Origin of the sequence: Rhodovulum sp. FJ3, assembly GCF_032918305.1 — a bacterium.
GTDB lineage: Bacteria > Pseudomonadota > Alphaproteobacteria > Rhodobacterales > Rhodobacteraceae > SAT37.
Genome location: NZ_JAWJUU010000001.1, coordinates 665,527 through 690,501, shown reverse-complemented (window position 1 = coordinate 690,501; position 24,975 = coordinate 665,527). Strand labels below are relative to the sequence as shown.

The 24,975-nt window shown below is 60.6% G+C and carries 26 protein-coding genes; 14 read left to right on the top strand and 12 right to left on the bottom strand.

The window, feature by feature from the left end; all coding sequences use genetic code 11:
- Nucleotides 1-9: 9 nt before the first annotated feature.
- On the bottom strand, nt 10-465 hold the full coding sequence (locus R1W00_RS03510) for a DUF1178 family protein (protein WP_317261329.1): 456 nt from the start codon (nt 463-465) through the stop codon (nt 10-12).
- A gap of 118 nt (nt 466-583) precedes the next feature.
- Between R1W00_RS03510 and R1W00_RS03505 the strand changes: the two genes are divergently transcribed.
- Both R1W00_RS03505 and R1W00_RS03500 read left to right on the top strand, forming a co-directional pair.
- A complete protein-coding gene (locus R1W00_RS03505) occupies nt 584-1,105 on the top strand; it encodes a glutathione peroxidase (protein ID WP_317261328.1) in 522 nt (173 codons plus the stop codon).
- Nucleotides 1,036-2,220, top strand: coding sequence for an acetoin utilization protein AcuC (locus R1W00_RS03500; protein WP_317261327.1), 1,185 nt, complete (start codon nt 1,036-1,038; stop codon nt 2,218-2,220). Before R1W00_RS03505 ends, R1W00_RS03500 begins: the two co-directional genes overlap by 70 nt.
- Here R1W00_RS03500 and R1W00_RS03495 read toward each other — a convergent pair.
- The 7 genes from R1W00_RS03495 to R1W00_RS03465 all read right to left on the bottom strand — a co-directional run bounded on the left by R1W00_RS03495 (nt 2,217) and on the right by R1W00_RS03465 (nt 10,965).
- Complete coding sequence (locus R1W00_RS03495; RefSeq protein ID WP_317261326.1) at nt 2,217-3,473, bottom strand: 3-deoxy-D-manno-octulosonic acid transferase; 1,257 nt, start codon at nt 3,471-3,473, stop codon at nt 2,217-2,219. The two genes, R1W00_RS03500 and R1W00_RS03495, sit on opposite strands and share 4 nt — an antisense overlap.
- Before the next feature lie 78 nt (nt 3,474-3,551).
- Nucleotides 3,552-4,676 carry a class I SAM-dependent RNA methyltransferase gene (locus R1W00_RS03490; protein WP_317261325.1) on the bottom strand — a complete coding sequence of 375 codons (1,125 nt, stop codon included), beginning with the start codon at nt 4,674-4,676 and terminating at the stop codon, nt 3,552-3,554.
- A 61-nt stretch (nt 4,677-4,737) separates the two neighbouring features.
- Nucleotides 4,738-5,244, bottom strand: a complete 507-nt coding sequence (locus tag R1W00_RS03485) for a DUF1772 domain-containing protein (protein ID WP_317261324.1) — start codon at nt 5,242-5,244, stop codon at nt 4,738-4,740.
- A gap of 11 nt (nt 5,245-5,255) precedes the next feature.
- Nucleotides 5,256-6,083, bottom strand: a complete 828-nt coding sequence (locus R1W00_RS03480) for an NmrA family NAD(P)-binding protein (protein WP_317261323.1) — start codon at nt 6,081-6,083, stop codon at nt 5,256-5,258.
- 102 nt (nt 6,084-6,185) lie between these two features.
- Nucleotides 6,186-6,662 (bottom strand): GNAT family protein, encoded by a 477-nt coding sequence (locus R1W00_RS03475; RefSeq protein WP_317261322.1) that lies wholly within the window; start codon nt 6,660-6,662, stop codon nt 6,186-6,188.
- A 78-nt stretch (nt 6,663-6,740) separates the two neighbouring features.
- On the bottom strand, nt 6,741-7,640 hold the full coding sequence (locus R1W00_RS03470; protein WP_317261321.1) for a DNA-binding response regulator: 900 nt from the start codon (nt 7,638-7,640) through the stop codon (nt 6,741-6,743).
- Nucleotides 7,627-10,965: an ATP-binding protein gene (locus R1W00_RS03465; RefSeq protein WP_317261320.1), complete on the bottom strand. Its 3,339-nt coding sequence runs from the start codon at nt 10,963-10,965 to the stop codon at nt 7,627-7,629. Before R1W00_RS03465 ends, R1W00_RS03470 begins: the two co-directional genes overlap by 14 nt.
- Nucleotides 10,966-11,176: 211 nt before the next feature.
- Here R1W00_RS03465 and urtA point away from each other — a divergent pair, with 211 nt between their 5' ends.
- The 7 genes from urtA to R1W00_RS03430 all read left to right on the top strand — a co-directional run bounded on the left by urtA (nt 11,177) and on the right by R1W00_RS03430 (nt 17,725).
- Nucleotides 11,177-12,448, top strand: a complete 1,272-nt coding sequence (urtA, locus tag R1W00_RS03460) for an urea ABC transporter substrate-binding protein (RefSeq protein WP_317261319.1) — start codon at nt 11,177-11,179, stop codon at nt 12,446-12,448.
- 94 nt (nt 12,449-12,542) lie between these two features.
- A complete protein-coding gene (gene urtB / locus R1W00_RS03455) occupies nt 12,543-13,469 on the top strand; it encodes an urea ABC transporter permease subunit UrtB (RefSeq protein WP_317261318.1) in 927 nt (308 codons plus the stop codon).
- A 14-nt stretch (nt 13,470-13,483) separates the two neighbouring features.
- The gene (gene urtC, locus R1W00_RS03450; RefSeq protein WP_317261317.1) at nt 13,484-14,611 is read left to right on the top strand and encodes an urea ABC transporter permease subunit UrtC; all 1,128 of its coding nucleotides are present in this window, start codon (nt 13,484-13,486) and stop codon (nt 14,609-14,611) included.
- Between the two features lie 11 nt (nt 14,612-14,622).
- Nucleotides 14,623-15,372, top strand: a complete 750-nt coding sequence (gene urtD, locus R1W00_RS03445; RefSeq protein WP_317261316.1) for an urea ABC transporter ATP-binding protein UrtD — start codon at nt 14,623-14,625, stop codon at nt 15,370-15,372.
- 11 nt (nt 15,373-15,383) lie between these two features.
- A complete protein-coding gene (gene urtE / locus R1W00_RS03440; RefSeq protein WP_317261315.1) occupies nt 15,384-16,073 on the top strand; it encodes an urea ABC transporter ATP-binding subunit UrtE in 690 nt (229 codons plus the stop codon).
- A 26-nt stretch (nt 16,074-16,099) separates the two neighbouring features.
- Entirely contained in the window at nt 16,100-17,335 is a 1,236-nt protein-coding gene (fmdA, locus tag R1W00_RS03435) for a formamidase (protein ID WP_317261314.1), read from the top strand.
- 57 nt (nt 17,336-17,392) lie between these two features.
- Nucleotides 17,393-17,725 carry a zinc ribbon domain-containing protein gene (locus tag R1W00_RS03430; protein ID WP_317261313.1) on the top strand — a complete coding sequence of 111 codons (333 nt, stop codon included), beginning with the start codon at nt 17,393-17,395 and terminating at the stop codon, nt 17,723-17,725.
- Here the strand turns inward: R1W00_RS03430 and R1W00_RS03425 are convergent, their stop codons facing one another.
- Nucleotides 17,726-18,295, bottom strand: a complete 570-nt coding sequence (locus R1W00_RS03425; RefSeq protein WP_317261312.1) for a cupin domain-containing protein — start codon at nt 18,293-18,295, stop codon at nt 17,726-17,728. It abuts the gene before it with no gap.
- A 142-nt stretch (nt 18,296-18,437) separates the two neighbouring features.
- Here R1W00_RS03425 and R1W00_RS03420 point away from each other — a divergent pair, with 142 nt between their 5' ends.
- Nucleotides 18,438-19,754 carry an aspartate aminotransferase family protein gene (locus tag R1W00_RS03420; protein WP_317261311.1) on the top strand — a complete coding sequence of 439 codons (1,317 nt, stop codon included), beginning with the start codon at nt 18,438-18,440 and terminating at the stop codon, nt 19,752-19,754.
- 55 nt (nt 19,755-19,809) lie between these two features.
- On the opposite strand, the gene R1W00_RS03415 is transcribed toward R1W00_RS03420, so the two are convergent.
- The gene (locus tag R1W00_RS03415) at nt 19,810-20,247 is read right to left on the bottom strand and encodes a MarR family transcriptional regulator (protein WP_317261310.1); all 438 of its coding nucleotides are present in this window, start codon (nt 20,245-20,247) and stop codon (nt 19,810-19,812) included.
- A gap of 246 nt (nt 20,248-20,493) precedes the next feature.
- The gene (locus tag R1W00_RS03410; RefSeq protein ID WP_317261309.1) at nt 20,494-21,096 is read right to left on the bottom strand and encodes a TetR/AcrR family transcriptional regulator; all 603 of its coding nucleotides are present in this window, start codon (nt 21,094-21,096) and stop codon (nt 20,494-20,496) included.
- Between the two features lie 216 nt (nt 21,097-21,312).
- On the opposite strand from R1W00_RS03410, the gene R1W00_RS03405 reads away from it, so the two are divergent.
- The 4 genes from R1W00_RS03405 to R1W00_RS03390 all read left to right on the top strand — a co-directional run bounded on the left by R1W00_RS03405 (nt 21,313) and on the right by R1W00_RS03390 (nt 23,693).
- Nucleotides 21,313-21,483, top strand: a complete 171-nt coding sequence (locus R1W00_RS03405; protein WP_317261308.1) for a hypothetical protein — start codon at nt 21,313-21,315, stop codon at nt 21,481-21,483.
- 114 nt (nt 21,484-21,597) lie between these two features.
- Complete coding sequence (locus R1W00_RS03400) at nt 21,598-22,062, top strand: nuclear transport factor 2 family protein (RefSeq protein ID WP_317261307.1); 465 nt, start codon at nt 21,598-21,600, stop codon at nt 22,060-22,062.
- A gap of 23 nt (nt 22,063-22,085) precedes the next feature.
- Nucleotides 22,086-22,706, top strand: a complete 621-nt coding sequence (locus R1W00_RS03395; RefSeq protein WP_317261306.1) for a pyridoxamine 5'-phosphate oxidase family protein — start codon at nt 22,086-22,088, stop codon at nt 22,704-22,706.
- A 39-nt stretch (nt 22,707-22,745) separates the two neighbouring features.
- Nucleotides 22,746-23,693: an alpha/beta hydrolase gene (locus R1W00_RS03390; RefSeq protein WP_317261305.1), complete on the top strand. Its 948-nt coding sequence runs from the start codon at nt 22,746-22,748 to the stop codon at nt 23,691-23,693.
- A gap of 53 nt (nt 23,694-23,746) precedes the next feature.
- Here the strand turns inward: R1W00_RS03390 and R1W00_RS03385 are convergent, their stop codons facing one another.
- Complete coding sequence (locus R1W00_RS03385; RefSeq protein WP_317261304.1) at nt 23,747-24,949, bottom strand: dienelactone hydrolase family protein; 1,203 nt, start codon at nt 24,947-24,949, stop codon at nt 23,747-23,749.
- Nucleotides 24,950-24,975 lie beyond the last annotated feature (26 nt).

Sequence of the window (24,975 nt, the reverse complement as noted above, 5' to 3'; positions counted from 1 at the left end):
TTGGGCTCCTCAGTTGGTTTTGCGCCCCGGCATGAACGGCAAGGGAACGACGGGAATACCGTCCTCGATCAATTCCTTGGCGTCTTTGGCCGTGGCCTCGCCATAGATAGAGCGCTCGGCTGTGTCACCATTGTGAATGCGCCGTGCCTCTTCGGTGAATTTTGCGCCGACATAATCCGAATTTTCCTCAACCTTTTTGCGCAGCTCGGCCAGCGCCTGTTCGGCGGGTGAGGCGGGGGCGGAAAGGCTGGGCGCCGCGTCTGGTACGGGGGCGGATGCGGGGCGTGCGGGGACCTTGGCGCCCTTGGACAGGGTCGGTGCCATCAGGTCCTTTTCGACAGAAGCATCGCCGCAGACGGCACAGGCAACCATGCCCGCCGCCTTGAGACTGTCATAGGCGTCGTTTGATTTGAACCAACTGTCAAAGCTGTGGCCCTGACTGCATTTAAGTGCAAACCGGATCATCGTGGTCCCATGTGTTGGTGGTCAGATAGTACATAAGGATTTCGCGGCGAATGACAATTGGCTTGACGTTGCGGGGTGGCGCAATAGCTCGATACGTAACCCGTCGAAAGGAACGCCCATGCGCCCCGTGATTGTTGCCCTTGCCGCACTTGTGATGGCCGCGCCGGCCTATGCCGATCTGTCGTTCGAGTTTCCCAATATCGACGGCGGTACGCATCAGATGTCCGATTGGGCCGGTCAGCCGGTTCTGGTCGTGAACACCGCATCCCAATGCGGGTTCACCCCGCAATACGAGGGCCTGCAGGCGCTGCATGACACCTATGGCGCGCAAGGGTTGGTCGTTCTGGCCGTGCCGTCCGATGATTTCCGGCAAGAGTTGGATGATGCCGAGGCGGTCAAGGAATTTTGTGAAATCACCTATGGCTTGAGCATGCCGATGACCGATATCCTGCATGTGCGGGGCGATCAGGCGCATCCGTTCTATCAATGGCTGGCCGACCAAGACGGGTTCGTGCCGCGCTGGAATTTCAACAAGGTTCTGATCGGGGCCGATGGGGATATTGTCGCCACATGGGGATCGATGACCAAACCCGAAGCCCCCAAGATCACACGCCGGATCGAGGCCGAACTGGCCCGCTGATCGACCGACCGCTCTTTTTCGGGGGCGAGGTGTTTCGCGCCTCGACCTATGGGGAATGGCATCCGCTGCGCATTCCGCGGGTCAGTACAGCAACCGATCTGTCGCGCGCGATGGGGTGGCTGGGACCGGATCAATACCGCAATTGCCCGCGTGCCAAGCCCGCCGCCCTGACCCTCTGGCACGATCCCGATTACATCGCCGCGTTGCAGGCCGCCGAGGCCGCGCTAGAGGTCGATTCCGAGACGCGAACGCGGTTCAATATCGGCACCCATTCCAACCCTGTCTTCCCCGAGATGTACCGCCGTCCGGCGACGGGGGCGGGGGGATCGCTGCTTGCCGGGGAACTGTTGGCGCATGGCGGGGTGATCTACCATCCGGCGGGGGGCACGCATCACGGGATGCCCGACCGTGCCAACGGGTTTTGCTATCTGAACGATCCGGTTTTGGGGATGCTGTCGCTGCGCCGTTCGGGTGTGCGGCGGATCGCCTATATCGACATCGACGCGCATCATTGCGACGGGGTCGAGCACGGCTTTGCCGGTGATATGGAGGCGCTGTTGGTGTCGGTGCATGAGGCGCGACGCTGGCCCTTTACCGGTGCGCTGGGCGATGAAGGGGGCGGGAATTGCTTTAATCTACCGGTGGCGCGGGGGCTGAATGACGATGAGATGGCCTATATCCGCGATCATCTGATCCTGCCGGTTGTGACTGCGTTTCGTCCCGATGCGGTTATCCTGCAATGCGGGGCCGATGCGGTCGAAGAGGATCCCCTGTCCCGCCTGTCCCTGTCCAACAACGCGCATTGGGCGATTGTACGCGCCCTGATGGGGATCGCGTCGCGCTATCTGGTCCTTGGCGGGGGCGGGTATAACCCGTGGTCGGTCGGGCGCCTATGGGCCGGAGTTTGGGGGGCGTTGAACGGGTATGAGGTCCCGATCGACATTCCTGATCCGGCGCGCGATGTGCTGGGTGCGCTGACATGGGCGGGCTCCCCGAAATCGCGCCCTGTCCTGCCACATATGAAAACCACCCTGCGCGATTTACCGCGAAACGGGGCGATCCGTGACGACATCCGGCGCGACGTGGCGACCTTGCGCGCCCGCGATGTGCCCTAGGTCAGGGAGCTGTTCCCCGTCAGCCGCCCTATATCGCGCAGCAGCGGGGCAAGTGTATCGCCCTGCGTCATCCCTGCAATCGCGGCGTTTGCGCGTGCGGCCATTGCGGCGCGGGTCGGTTGATCCAGTTCGTGCAGGGCGCGGGCGATGTCATCGGCAGACTGCACCATGACCGAGGCATCCGCACCCATCAACGCGTTGTACCCTTCGGCAAAGTTCGACAGATGCGGCCCGTGCAGGATCGCACAGCCGAACTGTGCCGGTTCGAACGGCGTATGCCCGCCCTTGTCGACCAGCGATCCGCCCACAAACACCCAATCCGCCAACCCGTACCACAGCGCCATTTCCCCCAGCGTATCGGCCAGATAAACGGCGGCGTTGCGCGGCGATTGACCTTGGGACCGGGCGGCAAAGGGCAGGCGCATGCGGGTGATCTGTTTGATGATCTCGGGCGCGCGACGCGGGTGGCGCGGGGCCAAAATCAGCCGCAGATCGGGGTCTTGGGCCAATGCGCGTTCAAACCCGAGCAGGATCGCGCCATCCTCGCCCTCATGGGTCGAGGCGGCCAGAAACACCTTGCCCGGCGGAAAGGCCGCGCGCATCGCCGCCGCGTCCTCGGGCGCAGTGACGGCGGGACCCGCGCGCAGTTTCAGGTTCACCACGCGGCCCACCGTTTCCGGCGCGGCGCCAAGGGTCAGGAACCGGTCGCGGGTGGCGTTGTCCTGCGCGCTGATCAACGAAATTGCGCTCAGGACCTGATCGCGCAGGGCGGGCAGGCGGTTCCACATCTTGGCGCTGCGCTCAGACAAACGCGCGGACACGATCATCACCGCGCGCCCCGATCCGTGCATCATCGCCATGCGGTTCGGCCACAGCTCATTTTCGACAACGACCAAGGCATCGGGAGACCAGTTCGCCATGAACCGTCGCAGGACCCATCGGTAGTCCAACGGCGCGCTGCGGATATCTGTGCGGGGCAGGTGCCAACCGCGCGCCAACTCTTTGCCCGTCTCGGAATTGCAGGTGATCACCAGATCCAGACGCGCATCCGCGTTCAACAGCGCCTCAATCAACGGCCGTGCCGAGGTCAGTTCGCCGTTCGATGCGGCGTGGATCCACAGGCGTTGATGCTGGGTGATGCGGTCCGGGCCATGCCCGCCAAGGCGTTCACGCCGCGTGTCCGCCCCGTCGCGCCACAGGCGCAGGGCAAAAAGCGGGGCCGCCAAAGACAACAGGAACCGATACAAAAACACCGGCGACGATCCGATCTGGTTGTGAACTCTGGCCTTGGGATAGCGCGGGGACGGGCGGGGTGACAAGCCCCGTGGCGGTTAGGGCAGGGGCTTGGTCAGAAACAGCCGAACCTTTAGCCCGCCATGGGGCACCGGCGGACCGGGGGGCAACAGGGGCAATTCGGTCGCGCGGGCAAGGGCCGCATCGGTGGTGACGATCCCCACACGCCAACCGGCAAACCGTTCGCGAAACGCCGCGCCCATCGCGGCATAAAGGCCAAACAGCGCCTTTTTATTGCCGATCCGTTCGCCATAGGGCGGGTTCACGATGATCAATCCGGGTGGGCCATCAGGACGCTCCAGATCACTGATCGCGGCGTGGTGAAACGCGGTCAGATCGGCCACGCCCGCGCGCTCGGCGTTGTCGGTGGCCATGGTGATTGCGCCCGCGTCGCGGTCCGATCCGCGAAACACGATCCCGTCTGTCACGTCCCGCGCGGCCCAATCGACGCGCATTTGGGCCCATGCCTCGGCATCAAAGGTCGCCAGATGTTCAAACGCGAAGTCCCGCGTCCGTCCGGGGGGCAGGGCGCGGGCGATCTCGGCGGCCTCGATCACGAACGTGCCCGATCCGCACATCGGGTCCAGAACGGGTTCTTCGCCGCGATACCCCGCTTGGTACAGGAACGCGGCGGCCAGTGTTTCGCGCATCGGGGCCTTGTTCAGGGCGACCTTGTGCCCGCGTTTGTGCAGGCTCTCGCCCGAGCTATCCACGCTGAACGTGCACAGGTTGTCGTCGATCCGGACCTTCAGCGCGATCTTCGCGTCCGGCGAAACCGGCGCGCCAAGGGTTTCTGTGATCGCGCGTTCGATCCGTTGGGTGGCGGCGCCCGCATGATAGATCTTGGACTTCCGGTTCGTGCTGACCTCAACGCGGATCGGTTGATCGGCGCGCAGCACATCGCCCCACGGAAACTTGCGCGCGCGCTTGTCGAGCTGTGCAAGGTGAAAGGCGCGGAATTCACCGATCCGCACCAACACCCGCGTCGCGGTGCGCAGCATCAGGTTCGCGCGCCACACATCGGGCCAGTCGCCCGTGCATTCCACGCCACCGGAAATGGGTTTCAGCGGGCCAAAGCCATGCGCCTTGGCCTCGGCGATCAGGGCAGGCTCAAGGCCGGGGGCGGCGACCAGAAACAGGGTCAGGGGATCGGGTGTGCTCATCCTGCCTGATTAGCGGCAACTGCGGGGCAGATCGACCGAAATCGTCTGCCCCGCGGTGCGATCAGGTGGGGACCTGTCCCGTGCGGCCCAAAACCGGCAGCACGATTAACAGCAACACCGCCGTCGTCCCGCATCCAACCGTCCGAACCCAGTTCCACGCGGTCCAGCGCGACAGGTACGTCTCTTGGAAATAGGCCCCTGCGGCGTCTGTGCCGATCCCAAGCTGTTCCAGCGTCGTGTTCAGTGGCACGTTGAACGCCGCCGTCACCCCGAACCCGAACAGCAGATAAATCAGACCGGCGGCGACCACCAATCCGCGCCCGTTAAACGCATGCAGGGCGCCTGTCGCAATCAGTATAAGCGACGCAACGGCGGTGGCAAAGAACAGCACCATAAAGACCGAGCGGTAGACGGTGATGTTCAATTGCTGCATCGCCTCGGCCCCCGCGATGGGGGTGGCATTTCCGAAGCCACGCATGATGAAATCGGAAAACGCCATGAACACCCCGCATAAAACGGCGGCCGAGATCAGGGTGAAATGGATCAGGATATAAAACCAGAGTGTCATCGCATGTCCCCTCAGGCCGCGTCGCGCCACACGCCCATGCGGGCGGCATGGTTGCAGAAATCGGCGAAATCGCGCGGCGCACGGCCAAGGGCGCGCTGTACCCCGTCGCCCAGCCATTCGTTGCGCCCGTCCAGCGCCTCAGAACACACATGGGTGATCACGTCGGCAATAAAGGGACCGGCGGCCTCGGCCATGCCTGCGCGGAACTGTTCCAGCGTTAGGGGGGTATAGGTCACGGGACGGTTCGCGGCGCGCGACAGTTCGGCGGCCACTTGCGCAAAATGCATCAGACGCGGACCGGTGATTTCATAGAGCTGGTTTTCATGCCCCTCTTCGGTCAGGGCGGCGATGGCGACATCAACGATGTCCTCGACATCGACCAAGGCCTCACAGGTGTCACCGGCGGGCAAGGCGATCACGCCCGCCATCATCGGGTCGCGCAGGTAGCCTTCGGAAAAGTTCTGCGAAAACCACGCGCAGCGCAGCAAGGTGTAGATCAGACCACTCTCACGGACGAGGTCTTCGCATTCCTTAGCGTGGGTTTCACCACGTCCCGACAGCAGGATCAGGTGGCGCACACCGGCGGCCTTGGCCGCGTCACAAAAGGCCGCGATCGTGTCGACGGCACCGGGCACGGCGAGATCGGGGAAGTAGGAGACGTAAACCGTTTCGATCCCGTCCAATGCGGCGGGCCATGTTTCAGGGGCCTCCCAGTCGAACGGGATGTCAGACCCGCGCGATGCGGCGCGGGCGGGGATGCTCATGTCGCTGAGGCGGGTCAAAATGCGGCTGCCGGTTTTGCCGGTTGCGCCGGTGATCAGGATTTTGGGGGTCGTCATCTCGGGTCTCCATTCAGGTTGATGATCCTGAAATGCCCCGAAATGCAGCGTTAAATATTGACCGATCCCGTCAGGGTTTTGACCGTTGCGGCCAAAGACGCCCTATGTGGCGGGATTGGTCAGGCGGAACCGCCGGAAGGTTGCGCCGTCCACGGTGACCGTGCCGTCTTCGACAAATCCGGCGCGGGTGATGGCGCGCGCGTTCTTGCGGTTCGGCGGAAACAGGATCGTCATAGCGGGCAGGTTCAGACAGCCAAACGCATCGTCGCGCACGGCGGCAAAGATCTGACGCCCCAAGCCCCAGAAATCGGGATGCAGGATCAGGGCGAAATCCGCCTCGCCCTGTTCGGGTTGCAACCCGCCCCAACCGGCAAACACCCCGTCCACGCGAAACGCATAGGGGCCATAGCCGACCTCGTCCCAGATCGCCTGTTTTGCGGCCAGAAACGCCTCGCATTGTTCCATGGTGAACCCGCCGCGCAGCAGCGGCAGCAACCGCCCCACATCGGGAATGTTCATCAGATCGACGATCTCTTGTTTGGGGATGCTGGACAGAGGAAGCAGTTCAATATCGGGCATAATCACACTCGTTCAGAATGCGCGCACCCTACTGTAAACCCGCGCCCCGTCTAGGGGGCGGCGATCACGTTTCTGCGCCTATCTGTAACTGGCCAAGGTGCGGTCGGCCAGAACGGCGGCCGAGGTGCGGTTGTCCACGCCCAGTTTTTGAAACACTTGTTCAAGGTGCTTGTTCACCGTGCGCGCGCTGAGGTTCAGGATTTCGGCGATGTCGCGGTTGGTCTTGCCCTGGGACAGCCAGAACAGGACCTCGCCCTCGCGCTGGGTCAGGTTGAATTCGCGGGCCAGATGATCCTTGCCCTCGCCATTGGTGGCCGCGCTGAGGCGGATCAGGATTTCGCCACTGGACGCGCGCCCGACCAGATGCATCTGAAGCGCGCCAACCGTCAGGGATTGCACCTGCGACACCGCCTGTGTGCGGGCAAGGGATAGCCAGTCGCGTACCACCCGCGATCCGGTGTGCAGGGCGTTGTCGTCAATCATCTGCAACGCGCGCGGCGTGCCCCATGCGATGGCGCCGTCGTCCTCAACCGCCAGAACTGCGCGACCGGAGGTATCCAGCGCCTCACGCACGCTGCGCACCATTTTACTGTTCAGCATATGCACCGTCAGACGCGCGATCATCTCGTCCACATCGACGGGTTTGGTAATGTAATCCACGCCGCCGGATCGCAGGCCCTTGATGATGCTGTCGCTGTCGGTCAATCCGGTCATGAACACGATGGGTGCATCCACCGAATGCGGTGCGGATTTCAGAATGCGGGTGGTCTCAAACCCGTCGATCCCGGGCATCATCGCATCCATCAAAATGACGTCCGGTTGAACGCGGTTCACAAGGTCAATCGCCGCCGTGCCGTCGCGCGCGATCAGGACCGTCATGCCGATATCCTCAAGCGCGGCGGACACCATGCCCAGCGATTCAGGGCTATCATCCACGACCAGTGCGATGTTGTGCGTGTTTGGGTCAAACGGGTTCACGGTCAGCCCTTTCTATGAGTGTTTTCAAACCGCTAAGATCGAATTGATCGGCCCGTCGGCGTAGGGATATGCACAGGTCGGGGGATATGCGACCTGTCCTTTCGAGGACGTCGAGGTGGTCGCGTACGGCCTTGATATGGCCAAGATCGACCAGCGCAATCAGGGCGTCGCGGTCGGCCTCGGTCAGGTGCGGGGCGGGGGCTTCGGGTTCGGCGTGCGGTGCCATCGTCAGGTCGATTTTCAACAAATCCCCGATGCGCAACAGAAGGTCATCAAGGTTATAGGGTTTGGCGATAAACGCATCACACAGCACCGATTGCGCCATAGGCTTTTGCGCATCCGAGGCATGGCCGGAAATCATGACAATCGGCGTTGTGGCGTGAAATCCCGTGCGCAGGCGCTGGGCCAATTCCCAGCCGTCCATGCCGGGCATGTCGATGTCCAGAATGAACAATTCCGGCGTGATGTCGTTCAGCATCTCCAACGCGGTTTCGCCATTCGGGGCCTGCAGGACCGAGAATCCGATGGGGGTCAGATAGCTATCGACCAGCGACAGATGGTTCAGGTCGTCATCCACCACCATCAACGTGCGGCGCGGACCGGTATAGCCCGAGGCGGCCTTGCGTTTGGTGTCGCGCGGGGCGACATGGGCATGGGAGATGGACGGCAACATCATGCGCACGCGAAACAGGCTGCCTTGGCCCGGGGTGCTCTCGGCCTCAATCTCGCCGCCCAGAATTTCCACAAGCAACCGCGTGATCGTCAGCCCAAGGCCCGACCCCGCCGCCGTCGCCGACCGGCCACGCTCAAACGGACGCCAGATGCGTTTCATGTCCTCGGGCGGGATGCCGCAACCGGTATCGGCGACCTCGATCACGGCGACCTCATTGCGGTAGTTCAGGGTCAGAACCACCGACCCGTGATCGGTGTACCGGATCGCGTTCGACATCAGGTTGATGATGATCTGACGCAGACGTTTTTCGTCACAGGCGATCCAGTCGGGCAGGGCGCCGTGGGTCTTGATCTCAAACCCGATGCCCTTTTCGCGCGCGGTTTCTTCAAAGATCGAAGCCACCTGATGCAGGAACAGACGCAGGTTGATGCGGTCGCGGCTGAGTTCCAGACGGCCCGCCTCAATCCGCGAGATGTCGAGCAGCCCCTCGATCAGACCGGCCAGATGTTCGGACGACCGGCGGATCGTTGTCACCGCGTTGCGACGTTCCAGAGGGATGCGCGGGTCCTTTTCCAGAATCTGGGCAAAGCCGTAGATCGCGTTCAACGGCGTGCGTAACTCATGGCTGAGCCCGCTCATGTACCGCGTTTTGGCAAGGTTGGCGGCCTCGGCCTTTTCCTTGGCCTCTTGCAAGGCGCGGTCGGTGCGTTCATGCGCGCGCACCTCCCGCAACAGGCTATCTGTCTGGCGTTTCGCCTCATCGCGGGCCTGTCGCTGGCTCTCGGTGGCAAGGATGAACATCCACACGCAGACCCCGATCACGATGAGCATGGTGCAGAAGATGATCGTCAAAAGGCCGTCGAAATTCGGCTGGGACTGGACGCTGCGGATGATCAACAACAACCCCCCGAAGCCCAACGCCAGAGCCGTGGTAAAGATCAGGAACATCGACAGGCGCGACATCAACGCGGTGGCCACGGGATCGGGGAAACGGTCGCGGATAAAGGACGCCAGTTGATGGTCCAGCCGCGCCTCGGGCTTGCAATCATCGCGGCATGCGCTGTCCAGCGTACAGCACAGCGAACAGATCGGGCCGGCGTGGAACGGGCAATGCGTCATGTCCTCGGCGTCAAACCGGTATTCGCAAACGCAACATTCCTGCAGGCCCAGCGGCGGGCCTGGTTTGGGGGCAGGGCGGGCGATATAGAACCGGCCCTTGGTTGCGACCGCGATCAAGGGCGCCATCACAAAGGCCGTCCCCAGCGCGATGATCGAGGACAGGGAATGGACCAAATCCCCGCCGATCCCTGTATAGGCCAACAGCGACAGGATACAGGCAACCACCATCGATCCGATGCCGACGGGGTTCACGTCATAAAGATGCGCGCGGCGGAATTCGATTCCCTTGGGGCTGAGGCCGAGGGGTTTGTTGATCACCAGATCGGCCACCAACGCCCCGATCCACGACAGTGCGACATGGGAATAGAGGGCTAGGATGCTTTCAAGGGCGGTGAACACCCCCAGTTCCATCAGGATCAGGGCAATCGCCACGTTGAACACCAACCACACAACACGACCCGGATGGCTGTGCGTCAGGCGGGAAAAGAAATTCGACCACGCGATAGAACCCGCATAGGCGTTGGTGATGTTGATCTTTAGCTGAGACAGGATGACGAAGACGCCGGTCAGGGCAAAGACGATCCATTGGGTGTCGATGACTTGGGCAAAGGCGGTGAAATACATCCGCGTGGGGTCGGTCGCGGCGGCCAGCGGCACCGCTTCGCGCAGGGCCAGTGTGACCAGATAGGACCCCGCCAGCATCTTGAGCACGCCCAGAATCGACCACCCCGGTCCGGCGGACAACAAAGCGGCCCACCATTTGCGCCGGTCCGCGGCGGTTTTGGGTTCGGGCAGAAAGCGCAGGAAATCCACCTGTTCGCCGATCTGCGCGATCAGGGAAAACACAACCCCCGCCGCCGCGCCGACCATCAGTAGGGTTGAGCGCGCTTGGACCTCTTCGGGCTTGGTGCCTGGAAACCCGGTCCACATGTCAAAGTCGAACCCGACCAGCGCCAATAGGCCAAAGGGCAGGATGTGCAGAACCACCCACAGGGGTTGGGTCCATGTCTGGAACGTCGAGATTTTGGTGAACCCCTTGGCCACCATCGGGATCACGACGACCGCGCTGATCAGGTATCCCAGAACCATGGGGACCCCGAAACAGAACTCCATTGCGAGGGCCAGAATTGCGGCCTCGAGTGCGAAGAAAATAAAGGTGAAACTGGCATAGATCAGGGACGTCACCGTCGATCCGATATAGCCAAACCCCGCCCCCCGCGTCAGCAGGTCAATGTCGACCCCGTACTTGGCGGCGTAATAGCTGATCGGCAACCCCGTCAGGAACAGGAGGATCCCCACAAGCATGATCGCCGTCACCGCGATATCGAACCCATAGGCAAGGGTCAGGGCACCGCCGATGGCCTCAAGCGCCAGAAACGAGATCGACCCGATGGCGGTATTGGCGACGCGTCCATAGGACCATTTGCGCGCCCGCCGCGCGGTAAAGCGCAGCGCGAAATCTTCCATGGTTTCATCGGCCACCCAACGGTTATAGCGCCGACGCTCCTTCGTGGTTTTTGTCCCAGCCAGCATAGAATGCCTATATCCCCTGAGGGGCGAAAACCGCCCCCTATGCGGCTGTCGAGATGACCGGCCGCTGTCCCGAAAATCACTATGGGGTGGAGAAACGCGCAGTTACATACGTCATTCGACGTATACTGCAGCGCAGCAACTTGCGGACATGATTTGGGAGAACGGGCTCGGAAGAATTGCCCAAAATCTCATCAAACCTTCAGGAGGTGTCATGTCTGACAAATCGAAATCCATTACCAACACACAGGTCAGCCGCCGCGCGGTTCTGGCTGGTGGTGCGGCTCTGACCGCGTCGCTGTTTACGCCCAAGCATCTGCGCGCTGCTGACTTCCCGACCGAGGCGGTTAACACCACGGGTCTGGCCGTCACCGACGATACGGTGACCATCGGTATCCTGCACTCGGTCACGGGCACCATGGCGATTTCCGAAACCGGTTCGGTTCAGGCGGAAAAGCTGGCCATTGAACAGATCAACGCCCAAGGCGGTATTCTGGGTCGCAAAATCGAGTATATCCAAGAGGATGGCGCGTCCGACTGGCCGACTTTCGCGGAAAAGGCGAAGAAGCTGTTGGTGAACGACAAGGTGGCCTCGGTCATGGGCTGCTGGACCTCGGCCAGCCGCAAGGCGGTTCTGCCGGTGTTCGAACAGTACAACGGCTTCCTCTACTACCCGACCTTCTATGAAGGCCTGGAAGAGAGCCCGAACGTCATCTACACCGGTCAGGAAGCCACCCAGCAGATCATCGCGGGTCTGGATTGGGTCGCCAAGGAAAAAGGCGCCAAGAGCTTCTACCTGCTGGGGTCGGACTACATCTGGCCGCGTACGTCGAACAAGATCGCGCGCAAGCACATCGAGAACTTCCTCGACGGTGCCAAGGTCGTGGGCGAAGAGTACTATCCGCTGGGCCACACCCAGTTCAACTCGGTCATCAACAAGATCCGCCTCAAGAAACCCGACGTGATCTATGCGATCGTTGTGGGTGGCTCGAACGTTGCCTTCTACAAACAGCTCAAGGCGGCGGGCATCGACATGACCAAAGAGTCGCCCATCGTTCTGACCATCTCGGTGACCGAGGACGAAATCCGCGGCATCGGCGGCGAGAACATCGAAGGCGCCTATGCCTGCATGAAGTACTTCCAGTCGCTGGAGAACGAGAACAACGCCGAATTCGTGTCCGCGTTCAAGGAAATGTGGGGCGATGACATGGTGATCGGTGACGTGACCCAAGCCGCCTATCTGGGCCCGTGGCTGTGGAAGGCCGCCGTTGAAAAGGCCGGTTCGTTCGATGTGGACAAGGTCCGCGCCGCAACGCCGGGGATCGAGCTGACCTCTGCGCCCGAAGGTTACGTCAAAGTGCACGAAAACCACCACCTGTGGTCCAAGACCCGCGTAGGCAAGGCCAAGTTGGATGGTCAGTACGAAGTCGTGTTCGAAACGGCTGATCTGGTAGAACCGGACCCCTTCCCCGAGGGCTATCAGTAAGCCTTTTGGACGGCCCGCCCCCTGTTTGGGCTCCACGCGGGCCGTCCCCTTTTGATTTCGCCACATTTCTCAGCCTGACTTCGGAGGTCCACCGATGTTTTCCGACTATTCCATGGGCGAGCTGGGCGCGATCTTTGCGATGCAAGGGTTCGCCGGCCTGATCCTGTTTTCTGTTTTCGTCCTGATGGCGCTGGGTTTGGCGATCATCTTTGGCCAGATGGGGGTCATCAACATGGCCCATGGCGAGTTCATGATCCTTGGTGCCTATGTCACCTATCTGACGTCGAATTTCTTTTCCGCCTACATCCCGGCCCTGTTCGGGATGTATTTCTTTGTCGCGATGGGATTGGCGTTTCTGGCGTCCGGTGCGCTGGGCCTGTTCGTGGAATGGGCGATGATCCGGCATCTTTACAAGCGGCCCCTCGACACGTTGTTGGCGACCTGGGGTCTGAGCCTGATTTTGCAACAGATTTACCGCAGCGTCTTTGGCGCGCGTGAGGTGGGCGTCACGATCCCCGACTGGATGATCGGGTCGCTGCCCGTCACCGATCTGATCGAGGTGCCGATCAACGGGATTTTCGTGATGGTTCTGGCCGTCGGGATTTCGATGGCGGTCTATTATATGATGTTCCGCTCGGTCTGGGGGCGGCAGGTGCGCGCGATCAACCAGAACCGCGTGATGGCCGGTGCCGTCGGGATCAACACCGAATGGACTGACCGCCTGACGTTCGGGATCGGCTGTGGTGTGGCCGGTGTTGCGGGGTCCGCGTTTACGATGATCGGGTCCACGGGTCCGACCGCGGGCCAGCTCTATATCGTGGACACCTTCCTTGTGGTCGTCTTTGGCGGCGCGGCAAGCCTGCTTGGCACCATCGCCAGCGCGTTCTCCATCAGTCAGGCCCAGTCGATCATGGAATTCTTCTTGTCCGGCTCGATGGCCAAGGTTCTGACCCTGCTGACGGTGGTGGGCATCCTGATGCTGCGCCCGCAGGGTCTGTTTGCCCTGAAACTGCGTAAATAAGGGGGCAGTTGGATATGAAACGGTCTTTCTCTTCGTTCATGACACGTCAGGACATGGTCGGCTTTGCGATCCTTGCCGTGGTCATCTTTGTCCTCTTGCCGATCTCTCTGGATACGTTCCGTCTGAACCTGTTCGGCAAATACCTGACCTATGCGTTTGTCGCGATCGGTCTGGTCCTGTGCTGGGGGGCTGGGGGGATCCTCAGCCTCGGGCAGGGGGTCTTCTTTGGCCTTGGCGGCTATTGCATGGCGATGTTCCTGAAACTGGAGGCCTCGACGCCCGAAAACACGTCGATCCAATCCACGCCCGGCATTCCAGATTTCATGGACTGGAACCAGTTGACGGCGCTGCCCGCGTGGTGGGAACCGTTCCACAGCCTTGCGTTCGCGTTGTTTGCGGTGGTGGCCGTGCCGGTGTTCTTTGCCTTTATCATCGGGGTGGCGATGTTCCGCCGCCGCGTGGGCGGGGTTTATTTCGCGATCATCACGCAGGCCTTTGCCGCGATCCTGACCATCCTGATCATCGGGCAGCAGGGCTATACCGGTGGGGTCAACGGGATCACCGACCTGCGCACGCTCAAGGGCTGGGACATCCGCACGGATGAGGCCAAAGAGATCCTCTATTACGTCAACGGTGTGATGTTGTTCGTAGTTCTGTTCGCCGCGCAATTCATCCGTAAATCCAAGCTGGGCCGCCTGTTGATCGCCATGCGCGACCAAGAGGACCGCGTGCGCTTTTCCGGCTATGACGTGGCTGCGTTCAAGATCTTTGTCTTCTGCGCAGGCGCTGCATTCGCAGGGATCGGCGGGGCGATGTTCACCTTGCAGGTCGGGTTCATGTCGCCGACCCTTGTGGGGATCGTGCCCTCCATCGAGATGGTGATTTTCTGCGCCGTGGGTGGCCGGATTTCGATCCTTGGCGCGGTTTACGGCGCGTTGTTGGTCAACTGGGCCAAGACGACCTTCTCCGAGAGCTTCCCCGAACTGTGGCTGCTGGGCCTTGGGGCGTTGTTCATCGCCGTTGTGATGGTGTTCCCGAACGGTCTGGCCGGTGTTTACGCCGAACACGTCGCCCCCCGCATCAATCGCCTGTTCAACAAGTCCGCCGCCGATATGGCGGGCGCGAAAACCCCTGCGGAATAGGAGCGCACAAGATGTCTACAAGCAATCCGAACTTTGTTCTGATGGTTGAGGGGCTGACGGTGTCCTTTGACGGGTTCAAGGCGGTCAACGACCTCAGCTTTTATGTCGAACCCAACGAATGCCGCGTGATCATCGGTCCGAACGGGGCGGGGAAAACCACGGTTCTGGACCTGATCTGTGGCCGGACCAAGGCGACCTCGGGCTCGGTCAACTTCGAGGGGCATGAACTGCTGAACATGCGTGAGGACCAGATCGTCCACGCAGGCGTGGGGCGCAAGTTCCAGACGCCATCGGTTTACGAGGATTTGACGGTCTTTGAGAACCTCGAACTCAGCTATCCCAAGGGGCACGGCGTCTTTGGCGCGCTGACCTTCCGGCGGGACGATCAGGTCAAGGCGCGCATCAAAGAGATCGCCGAGACGATCTTTCTGGACGATCAGCTGGACGAAAAGGCGGCCTATCTCAGCCACGGCCAGAAACAGTGGTTAGAGATCGGGATGCTGCTGATCCAGGACCCTGAACTGTTGATGCTGGATGAACCGGTCGCGGGCATGTCGGTGGCCGAGCGCAAGAAAACCGCCGAACTGCTGAACCGTATCATCCAAGACCGCAGCGTGATCGTGATCGAACACGACATGGGCTTTGTCGAGGATATCGCGACCCGCGTCACGGTTCTGCATCAGGGCAAGACCCTGTCCGAGGGGTCCATGGAACGCGTCCAGAACGACCCCAAAGTCATCGAAGTCTACCTCGGCCATTAAGGAGAACCATCATGTTGGATGTCACTGATCTGCGCGCGGCCTATGGGGAATCCGAGGTGCTGCACGGGCTGGATCTAAAGGTCAAACCCGGTGAAATCGTCGCCATTATGGGGCGCAACGGCATGGGGAAAACCACGCTGATGAAGACCCTGATGGGGATCGTGCCGGAAAAATCCGGTTCGGTCGCGGTGGGCGATGATCCGGTGACGGGTCTGAAATCGCATCAGCGCGTCGCCAAGGGCATCGCCTATGTGCCACAGGGGCGGATGATCTTTTCGGCGATGACCGTACAGGAAAACGTCGAAACCGGCCTGACCGTCACGGGTAGCAAAACGGTGCCCGACGATATCTATGAGCTGTTCCCCGTTCTTCTGGAGATGAAGTCGCGCCGCGGCGGGAACCTGTCGGGGGGACAACAGCAACAATTGGCCATCGCCCGCGCCTTGGCCAGCAACCCCAAGGTGCTGCTGCTGGATGAACCGACCGAGGGTATTCAGCCCTCAATCATCCGCGAAATGGCGCGGACCTTGCGCAAAATCCGCGACCAAAAGGGCCTGTCGATCATCGTGTCCGAACAGGTGCTCAGCTTTGCCCTCGACGTCGCGGACCGCGTTCTGGTCATCGAGAACGGCGAGATCGTCCACGACAGCCCCCGCGACGGCATCGACGAAGCCAAAGTTTCCAAATTCCTATCGGTTTGATCCGGCAACAATGAAAGGACAGTAAGATGGCTGATACACTTATTTCGGTCGACCTCAGCGAAAGCCCGCACACCAACGAGAACGTGCACAACCGCTGGCACCCCGATATTCCGATCAATGTCTGGGTCGAACCGGGCGATGATTTCAAGATCGAGACCTATGACTGGACCGGTGGCCAGATCAAGAACAACGACGACGCCTCCGACGTGCGCGACGTGGAGCTGGAACAGGTACACTATCTGTCCGGTCCCATCGGCGTCAAAGGGGCCGAGCCGGGCGATTTGCTGGTTGTCGAAATCCTCGACATCGGGGCCAAAGAGGACATGCTCTGGGGCTTTAACGGGTTCTTTTCCAAACAGAACGGCGGCGGCTTCCTGACCGAACATTTCCCGCAGGCCCAGAAATCGATCTGGGACATCGACGGCATGTTCACCAAATCGCGCCACGTTCCCGGCGTGAAATACGCGGGCCTGATCCACCCCGGTCTGATCGGCTGTTTGCCGGATCGCAAGATGCTGGACATGTGGAACAGCCGCGAAAAGGCGTTGTTTGACACGGACCCCGACCGCACGCCGCCCTTGGCCGCGCTGCCCAACACCCAGAGCGCGCATATGGGCGCGATGAAAGGCGAGGCCCGCGACAAGGCCGCCGCCGAGGGCGCGCGCACCGTGCCGCCGCGCGAACATGGCGGCAACTGTGACATCAAGGACCTCAGCCGCGGTTCCAAAATCTATTTCCCCGTCTATGTCGATGGCGCGGGTCTCTCGATGGGGGATTTGCACTTTAGCCAAGGCGACGGCGAAATCACCTTCTGTGGCGCGATCGAAATGGCCGGTTGGCTGCACCTCAAGGTCGAGCTGATCAAAGACGGTGTCGCGAAATACGGTGTCAAAAACCCGCTGTTCCGCCCGTCGCCCATTCAGCCGAAATACGATGACTTCCTGATTTTCGAGGGCATTTCGGTCGATGAAGCCGGCACCCAGCATTATCTGGACGTGCACATCGCCTATCGTCAGGCGTGTTTGAACGCGATCGAGTATCTGAAAAAGTTCGGATACACCGGCGCGCAGGCCTATGCGATCCTTGGGACCGCGCCGGTGCAGGGGCATATCTCGGGCGTGGTGGATATTCCGAACGCCTGTGCGACCCTGTGGCTGCCGACCGATATCTTTGAATTCGGCGGCAATATGATGCCCTCGCCCGATGGCCCGACCAAGTTCTTGGACGGCTCGGTCGACGTGCCGCTGGCCCCCGATCTGTGATGCTGACGGGCGGGCCCCGCGCGGGCCCGCCATCCCGAATTTAACGGAGTCCGGACCATGCCCGTTTACGAATACCTCTGCGACAGCTGCGGCCCCTTTGAAGCCCTTGCCCCCATGTCGAAATTCGCCGATCCCTGTGATTGCCCCGACTGCGCCGCGACCGCGCCGCGCATCATGATGACCGCGCCCCATGTGTCGGGCGTGTCATCGTCCACCCGCCACGCCCACGAAACCAACGAACGCGCCTCCGACAGCCCGAAAAAGCTGTCCTCGCACGGTCCGGGCTGCGGGTGCTGTAGCGGTGGCCACAAGAAGAAATCAAAGACGCTCTATCGTCCCGATGGCTCCAAAAGCTTTCCGACGAAACGCCCTTGGATGATCTCGCACTGATCAGAACGTGGGCGGGGTGCAGGCGCTGACGACCTCGCAGACCTCTGTGCCACTGTTGCGAAACCGATGCGGCGTGGTGGACGGGAAATAATACCCGTCCCCCGCGCTCAGCACATAGACCTCATCCCCGACGGTCAGTTCCAGCCGCCCGCGAATGACCACGCCGCATTCCTCGCCCTCATGGGACAGGTTGCGGCGCCCGGAATCGCGCCCGGGTTCATAATATTCGTGCAGCAGTTGCAGGTTCCGACCCGGCACCTGCGCACCGATCAACAGATACCGCACCCCCGGCGCGCCGATGTCGATGTGATCCTCGCGCCGGAAAATCGGGGATTGGGCGGTCTCAAGCTCAAAGCTAAAGAACGTCGCAAGGTCCATCGGAATGCCGTCGAGGATCTTTTTCAGCACGGCGACGGACGGCTGCATCGCCATCGATTCAATCTGGGAAATCGTGCCCGATCCCACGCCCGTACGCCGCGCCAATTCGCGTTGCGACAGGCCCTTGGATTTGCGGATCACGCGCAATCGGCGCGCCAGCAAGGCGTCGGTCGGGGTAGGGGGCGTGGACATGCGTGATTTCCTGCTTTGTATCCAGAGCACTTTGTCAAAAAACCGCGAAATAACAAGGGCGCGATTCTGTGATCCAAAGCAGGATTGATCGCCAAGCAGAGCGGTGGGACAACTGTTTTAACCCATTTCTGCGAGGCACCTTATGACCCTGTCCAATGATGTAATGTCCAGCTTTTGGATGCCCTATACCCCGAACCGTGCGTTCAACGAAAACCCGCGTCTGCTGCGCGCGGCGGACGGGATGTATTATACCTCGGACGACGGGCGTCAGATCCTCGATAGCTCGGCCGGTCTGTGGTGCGTCAACGCGGGCCACAACCGCCCCAAGATCGTCGAGGCCGTCCAGAAACAGGTCGCGACGATGGATTACGCGCCGCATTTCAACTTTGGCACGCCCGAGATCTACGACCTCTCGACCCGCCTTGCGGCGATGTTCCCCGGCGATCTGAACCACGCGTTTTTCTGTAACTCGGGGTCCGAGGCGGTCGATACCGCCCTGAAAATCGCGATCCATTACCACCGCATGCGCGGCGACGCGGCCCGTACCCGCCTGATCGGGCGCGAGCGCGGCTATCACGGCTCGGGTTTTGGTGGGATTTCGGTTGGCGGGATCGTCAAGAACCGGATGCACTATGGCTCAATGCTGACCGGTGTGGACCACCTGCGTCACACCCACGACCTTGAGCGCAACGCGTTCTCCAAAGGCTGCCCCGAGCATGGTGCCGAACTGGCCGACGATCTGATCCGTATGGCCGAACTGCACGATCCGTCCACCATCGCCGCCGTGATCGTTGAACCCGTCGCGGGCTCGACCGGCGTTCTGATCCCGCCGGTCGGATACCTGCGCCGCCTGCGCGAACTGTGTGACCGTTATGGCATCCTGTTGATCTTTGATGAGGTCATCACCGCCTATGGCCGTCTGGGCAAAGCCTCGGCCGCGGAATATTTCGACGTCGTTCCCGATATCATCACGACGGCCAAGGGCCTGACCAACGGGACGATCCCGATGGGTGCGGTGATGGTGTCCTCCAAGATTTACCAGTCCGCCATGGACAACGCGGATGCCCCGATCGAACTGTTCCACGGCTATACCTATTCGGCGCATCCGATTGCGGTTGCCGCTGCGCTTGCGACGCTGGACACCTATGACGAAGAGGGCCTGTTTGAACGCGGCACCGAAATGGCGCCGGTTCTGGAGGCCGCAGTGCATAGCCTGCGGGACAATGCGATGGTCAAAGATATCCGCAACCTCGGCATGGTCGCAGGGATTGAGCTGCACGCCCGCGATGGTGCGGTTGGTGCGCGCGGGGTTGAGGTGCTGAATGCCGCGTGGGAGGCGGGCGTGATGTTGCGCGTGACGGGGGATACCATTGCCCTGTCGCCGCCCCTGATCATCACCGAGGCGGAAATCGACCGTATCGTCACCACGATTTCGGAAATCCTGGGCCGGATCGCCTAAACCGTCCCACAAAATGAACAACGGCCGCAGAATTCTGCGGCCGTTTTGCGTTGGGTTATGCGGTCATTTGCGCGTGTAACGTGTCGCGCAAGGAATCGATCTGGTCCTTGAGCGCCTTGATGTCACATTCCGGCAGGCCACTCAGTAGGCTGAGGCAGTCGGGCAGGGCGCCTGCCTCATCCGCTTTGGCGCGGCCCTCGGGCGTTAGAGAGATATTGACCTGACGCTGGTCAATGAAATCCCGCTCGCGCTTGACCCAGCCCTTGGCCTCCAGCCGTTTCAGCAGCGGGGTCAGTGTGCTGCTATCCAAAAAGATGCGTTCGCCGATGGCTTTGACGGACTGGCCGTCACGCTCGGACAGGATCATCATGACCAAATACTGGGGGTAGGTCAGGTCCAGTTCGCCAAGCTCGGATTTGAATGTGCGGTGGGCGATGCTCCACGTGCTGTACAGGGAAAAGCACAGGTGGTCTTCGATGGATGCGGTCGTCATTTATGCCCCCCAAAAGGCGGTTGTTCGTTTTATTGGGGGCCAACGCCCCGATTATAAGTGGTGGCGCAGAGCGCACACCCATTCCGGAGAAAGGTCAACCGATCTCAACTGTGTTTGTGACCATTGCTGTATAGAAAAATGCGCAGGCTATCCTAAAGGATAGACTGATGGCGCGAGTGCATCAATAGGTGCACATCTCGCAATTGAATGCACGTATTGGGGGTGCGCGATCAGATCGCAATCGATTTATTCGGCGGCTGTGGCTGTCGAGGCCACGCTGCCACCGTCCAACGCAGACGCCAGCAAGGTCTGCGCCGCCGCCTTGGCGTGGATGGCTGGTTCCGTGGTGTGTTTCATCGCCGCAAGGATGATTGCGCCCTCTTTCAGGATCAACAATTGATAGGCCAGATCGCGCGGGTTCTCGGCCCCTGCCTCGGCGCAAAGGCCCGCAAAGTAGTCCAGCAAAATACGTTTGTGCTCGGCGGACTGCATGTTGATGGGGCAGTCTGCTTTTTGGAACTCGGCGCTGGCTTTGATGAACATACAGCCTTGGAAATAGGTCTCGCCGAACCATTCGCCCAATGCATCAAACAGTGCAATCAGCTTGCCACGCGCGCTATCCCCGCCAAGTTCATCTATACGACGATAGAGCCAGTCGCGGAACCGTTCGTCGCGCAGGCGAAGCACCGCCAGAATCAGTTCGTCCTTGGTACGAAAGTGCTTGTACATGGATGTCTTGGACACGCCCGTTTCTTTGACCAGCATATCCATGCCAGTCGCAGTGAACCCGTTTTTATAAAACGTATCCAGGGCCTTACGGACCAATTCATCTCGTTTGTTCTGCCGCATTCCGCTGCCTTCGGTGTACTGATCTGTGATCCATATATAGTGGATCAAAAATTTTGAACAACCCTGAAAATAACTTAAAAAATGGTGGGTTAGTGCCCCTTTTGGGGGTGCGCCTCAAAAATTTTTCAAAAAAACGCTTGCAATAGGTGACAGATCGGTACACCTATGATGGCATGAGTTAACAGATCGGTACACCAAGTTGCGAGGTGCAGAAATATGAGACGTTCGGTTTTGCCATTTACGCCGCCCTTCGGGCCGCTTGTCCTGTCGGTTTCGATTTCCGCGGGGATGGTTCTGGAGCATATCGACGGGCTTGGCCTGCATCTGACTGACACCCTGTGTGCCGCCCTGTGCCAGTTCGGGCCCATGGCCCATCTGATCACCTGAAACACCGAATACGGCCCGATCCTGTCCCGGGCTGTTTCTTCCGACCGGCGTATCCACTTCTCGTCGTCTCTGTAGGCGTCGGTCGGAAGACCCTACCCAATTGAAAGGAATACAATGTCTCGTCCTCCGTTCCCTCCGTTCACACGCGAAACCGCGATGCAGAAAGTGCGCGCCGCCGAAGATGCGTGGAACACCCGTGATCCGCAAAAGGTCGCGCTGGCCTATACGGTCGACAGCGTGTGGCGGAACCGGGATGAGTTTCTGAACGGACGCGAAGAGATCGCCGATTTCCTGACCCGCAAATGGGCCAAGGAAACCGAGTACCGCCTGATCAAGGAAATCTGGGCGCAGGACGGCAACCGCATCGCCGTGCGTTTTGTCTACGAATGGCAAACGGCCGATGGCGACTGGATCCGTTCGCATGGGAACGAGAACTGGGAATTTGCCGAGGACGGTCTGATGGCCGTGCGTCGCGCCTCAATCAACGATCAGCCGATCCGCGAAGAAGACCGCTTGTTCCGCTGGCCCAATGGCCCGCGTCCTGCCGACCACCCCGGCCTGAGTGAACTGGGCCTCTAGGCCCTGAGAAATGGAGAGAAACCATGGCATTGTCCTTTGCAAAACTGGCCTTCACGCCCACTGTCCGCGCCGAACAGGAAAAGCGTGGCTCTGCCGAGGGCTATGCCAAGTTTCTATCGGATGAGCGGCAGGGCGGGGATGTCCTGACCATGGCCGAGGCCACGTTCCTGCTGGAGCGGGACGGGTTTTACATGTCGACCGTGTCCGAAACGGGCTGGCCCTATGTGCAATTCCGTGGTGGTCCGGCGGGCTTTATCAAGCTGTTGGATGAGAAAACCATCGGGTTCGCCGATCTGGCAGGCAATCGTCAGTACCTGTCGACGGGCAATATGCGGGTCAATCCGCGGGTCGCCTTGATCGCGGTGGATTATGTGAATGCGCGCCGTCTGAAAATCTGGGGGACTGTGCGCATCATTGAGGCCGAGGACAATCCCGAAGCCGCCGAGGCCCTGCGCCCGGACGGCAGTGATGCCCGTATCGAACGCCTGTTCATCATCGAAATCGAGGCGATGAGCTGGAACTGCCCGCGCCATATCCCTCGCCGTCTGACGGTTGAGGAATTTGCCGGAGAAACGCTTGAGCTGCGCAAAGAGGTTGAACGCCTCAAAGCAGCCTTGGCCCAAGCGACAAGTGCGACTGCCTGACCATCCACGACCCATTTCTTATCTTTAGGAGGACGACCAATGAAACAAGATATCCTGATGACCACGGCCGCTGCGTTTTTGACGGGCGCGCTGCTTTTGCCGGTGACCATGGGCTCTGCCGCGCGGGCGGAGGTAACCTATGGCACCCATGATGCCGATGGCATCAGCATCGCCTATCGCGAGGCGGGCGATCCGTCCAAGCCGACGGTTCTGCTCTTGCACGGGTTCCCGACCTCGTCGCAGATGTTCAGTGACCTGATCCCGATCCTTGAGGACGACTATCATGTCATCGCCCCCGACTATCCGGGGTTCGGCGCGTCCGACATGCCGCCGGCTGACGACTATGACTACACCTTTGACAACGCGGCGGCGACGGTCCGTTCGTTGCTGGATGCCAAGGGGATTGAGCACTACACCGCCTATGTCATGGATTACGGCGCGCCGGTTGGTTATCGACTGTTTGCCGCGCATCCCGAGCAAGTCACAGGTTTCGTGATCCAAAACGGCAATGCTTACGAAGAGGGGCTGACGGACTTCTGGGACCCTTTCCGCGCCTATTGGGAAGAACCCGCCGGTGAGAATGAGGCGGCCCTGCGCGGGTTCCTGACCCTTGAGGCGACCAAGTGGCAATACACCCACGGCGTTCAGGATCCGTCCAAGATCAATCCGGACAACTATTGGAATGTGCAATACCTGTTGGACCGCCCGGGAAACCAAGAGGTTCAGTTGGAGTATTTCTACGATTACCGGACTAACCTGACACACTATCCGCATTGGCAGGACTTGTTCCGCCAGCACCAGCCGTCGGCGTTGATCGTCTGGGGTGAAAATGACGCGATCTTTCCGCCGTCGGGCGCGCATCCGTACAAGCGTGATCTGAACGACGTGGAGTTCCACTTGCTGAACACCGGTCACTTCGCGCTTGAGGACCATGCCGAGGTTATCGGGGATAAGATGCTGAAATTCTTGGAACGTGTGGCCAACTAAGACTGTCTCCACTCTTGGCCACTTGGGGCGTCCGCCAGTGCGGGCGCCCCGCCTTATTTGGATAGGTCGGTCAGGAATTTCGTGACCGGCTGTTCCCACAGGTTCGGGAACGCATGTACCCAATGGCCGTTCCCCGATCCGGGTAGGTCATAGGCGGAAAAGGTGCCGTTGCCGCCATTCGCCTTGTACTTTTCGAATATTTTCTGGGCGTGGGTGATCGCATAGAATGCGTCCTCGTTCCCGTAGATCCAGAGGCTGGGCACATCCGATTTCGCGGTCATGACGGCGGTGTTGATGCGGGTGGCGGTCGGGCATTTGTCGCTGATCCAGCCGCCAACGAAATTGATCACGCCACGGGTTGGGATGTCGCCCTCGGCGGCCAGTTTCAGGGACAATGCACCGCCCCGCGAGACGCCCGCCAACAGGACCGGATCGTCGGTGATATGGGGCTGTGCCTGAAGGGATTTGATGACGGCGCGGACATCTTCGGCTGCGCGCTCGGACCCCGCGACGGATTGCTCGGCGTTACAGGTATAGCCCTTGGACCGGTCATCGCCGAACCCTTCGTCGTAAAGGCCATCAGATTTTCCCCGTCCGCGTCGCATGGGAAAGGCGACGATATACCCCTGTGCGTTCAACGCATCGGCCAGTCGTCCGTCAGCCCAGTTCGAGGCAAACCGGTCCGCCTGTGTCCCACGTCCGGTTGAGCCGTGGTTCACAACCGCCAACGGAAACGGCCCATCCCCCGGCGGGGCAAAGGTCGTGACGTCAAGGCGCACGATGCCCGCGTCCTCAATCAAATCGGTTTCGATCATGAACCGCGTGCCACCCGACCAGTTCAGGTTTTCCAGATCGTCCTGTTTGGTCAGGATGCCGAACCCCTGATCGCCCTCATACACCGCACGCAGACGCCCCGCCGGCGATAGGGTGAACGCGATTTTTGGCACGTCCTTGCCCGTCAGGCGCAGGGTGTCGCCAATGATCACCGCATCATGGCGCGCCCATTGCGGCGGGATATTCGCGATTGCGCGCCCGTTGACCGCATAGACCACACGCGCGCGATTGCCGTCCGTGATCTGTTCAACCACCAGCAAAACCCGCATCCCGCCGGTCCATTCCCCCGCCCAGATGCCCGAAAATGCGGATGTCTCATCGGGGATGATGTCGATTTTTTCGGGTAGGGGAACATCGGCGGGCATGATCTGACCAAAGCTAAGAGTGCTGGAAAAGACGGTAAGACAAAGGGTTAACGCCACGCGACACGCCCATTTCAATGGGGCGG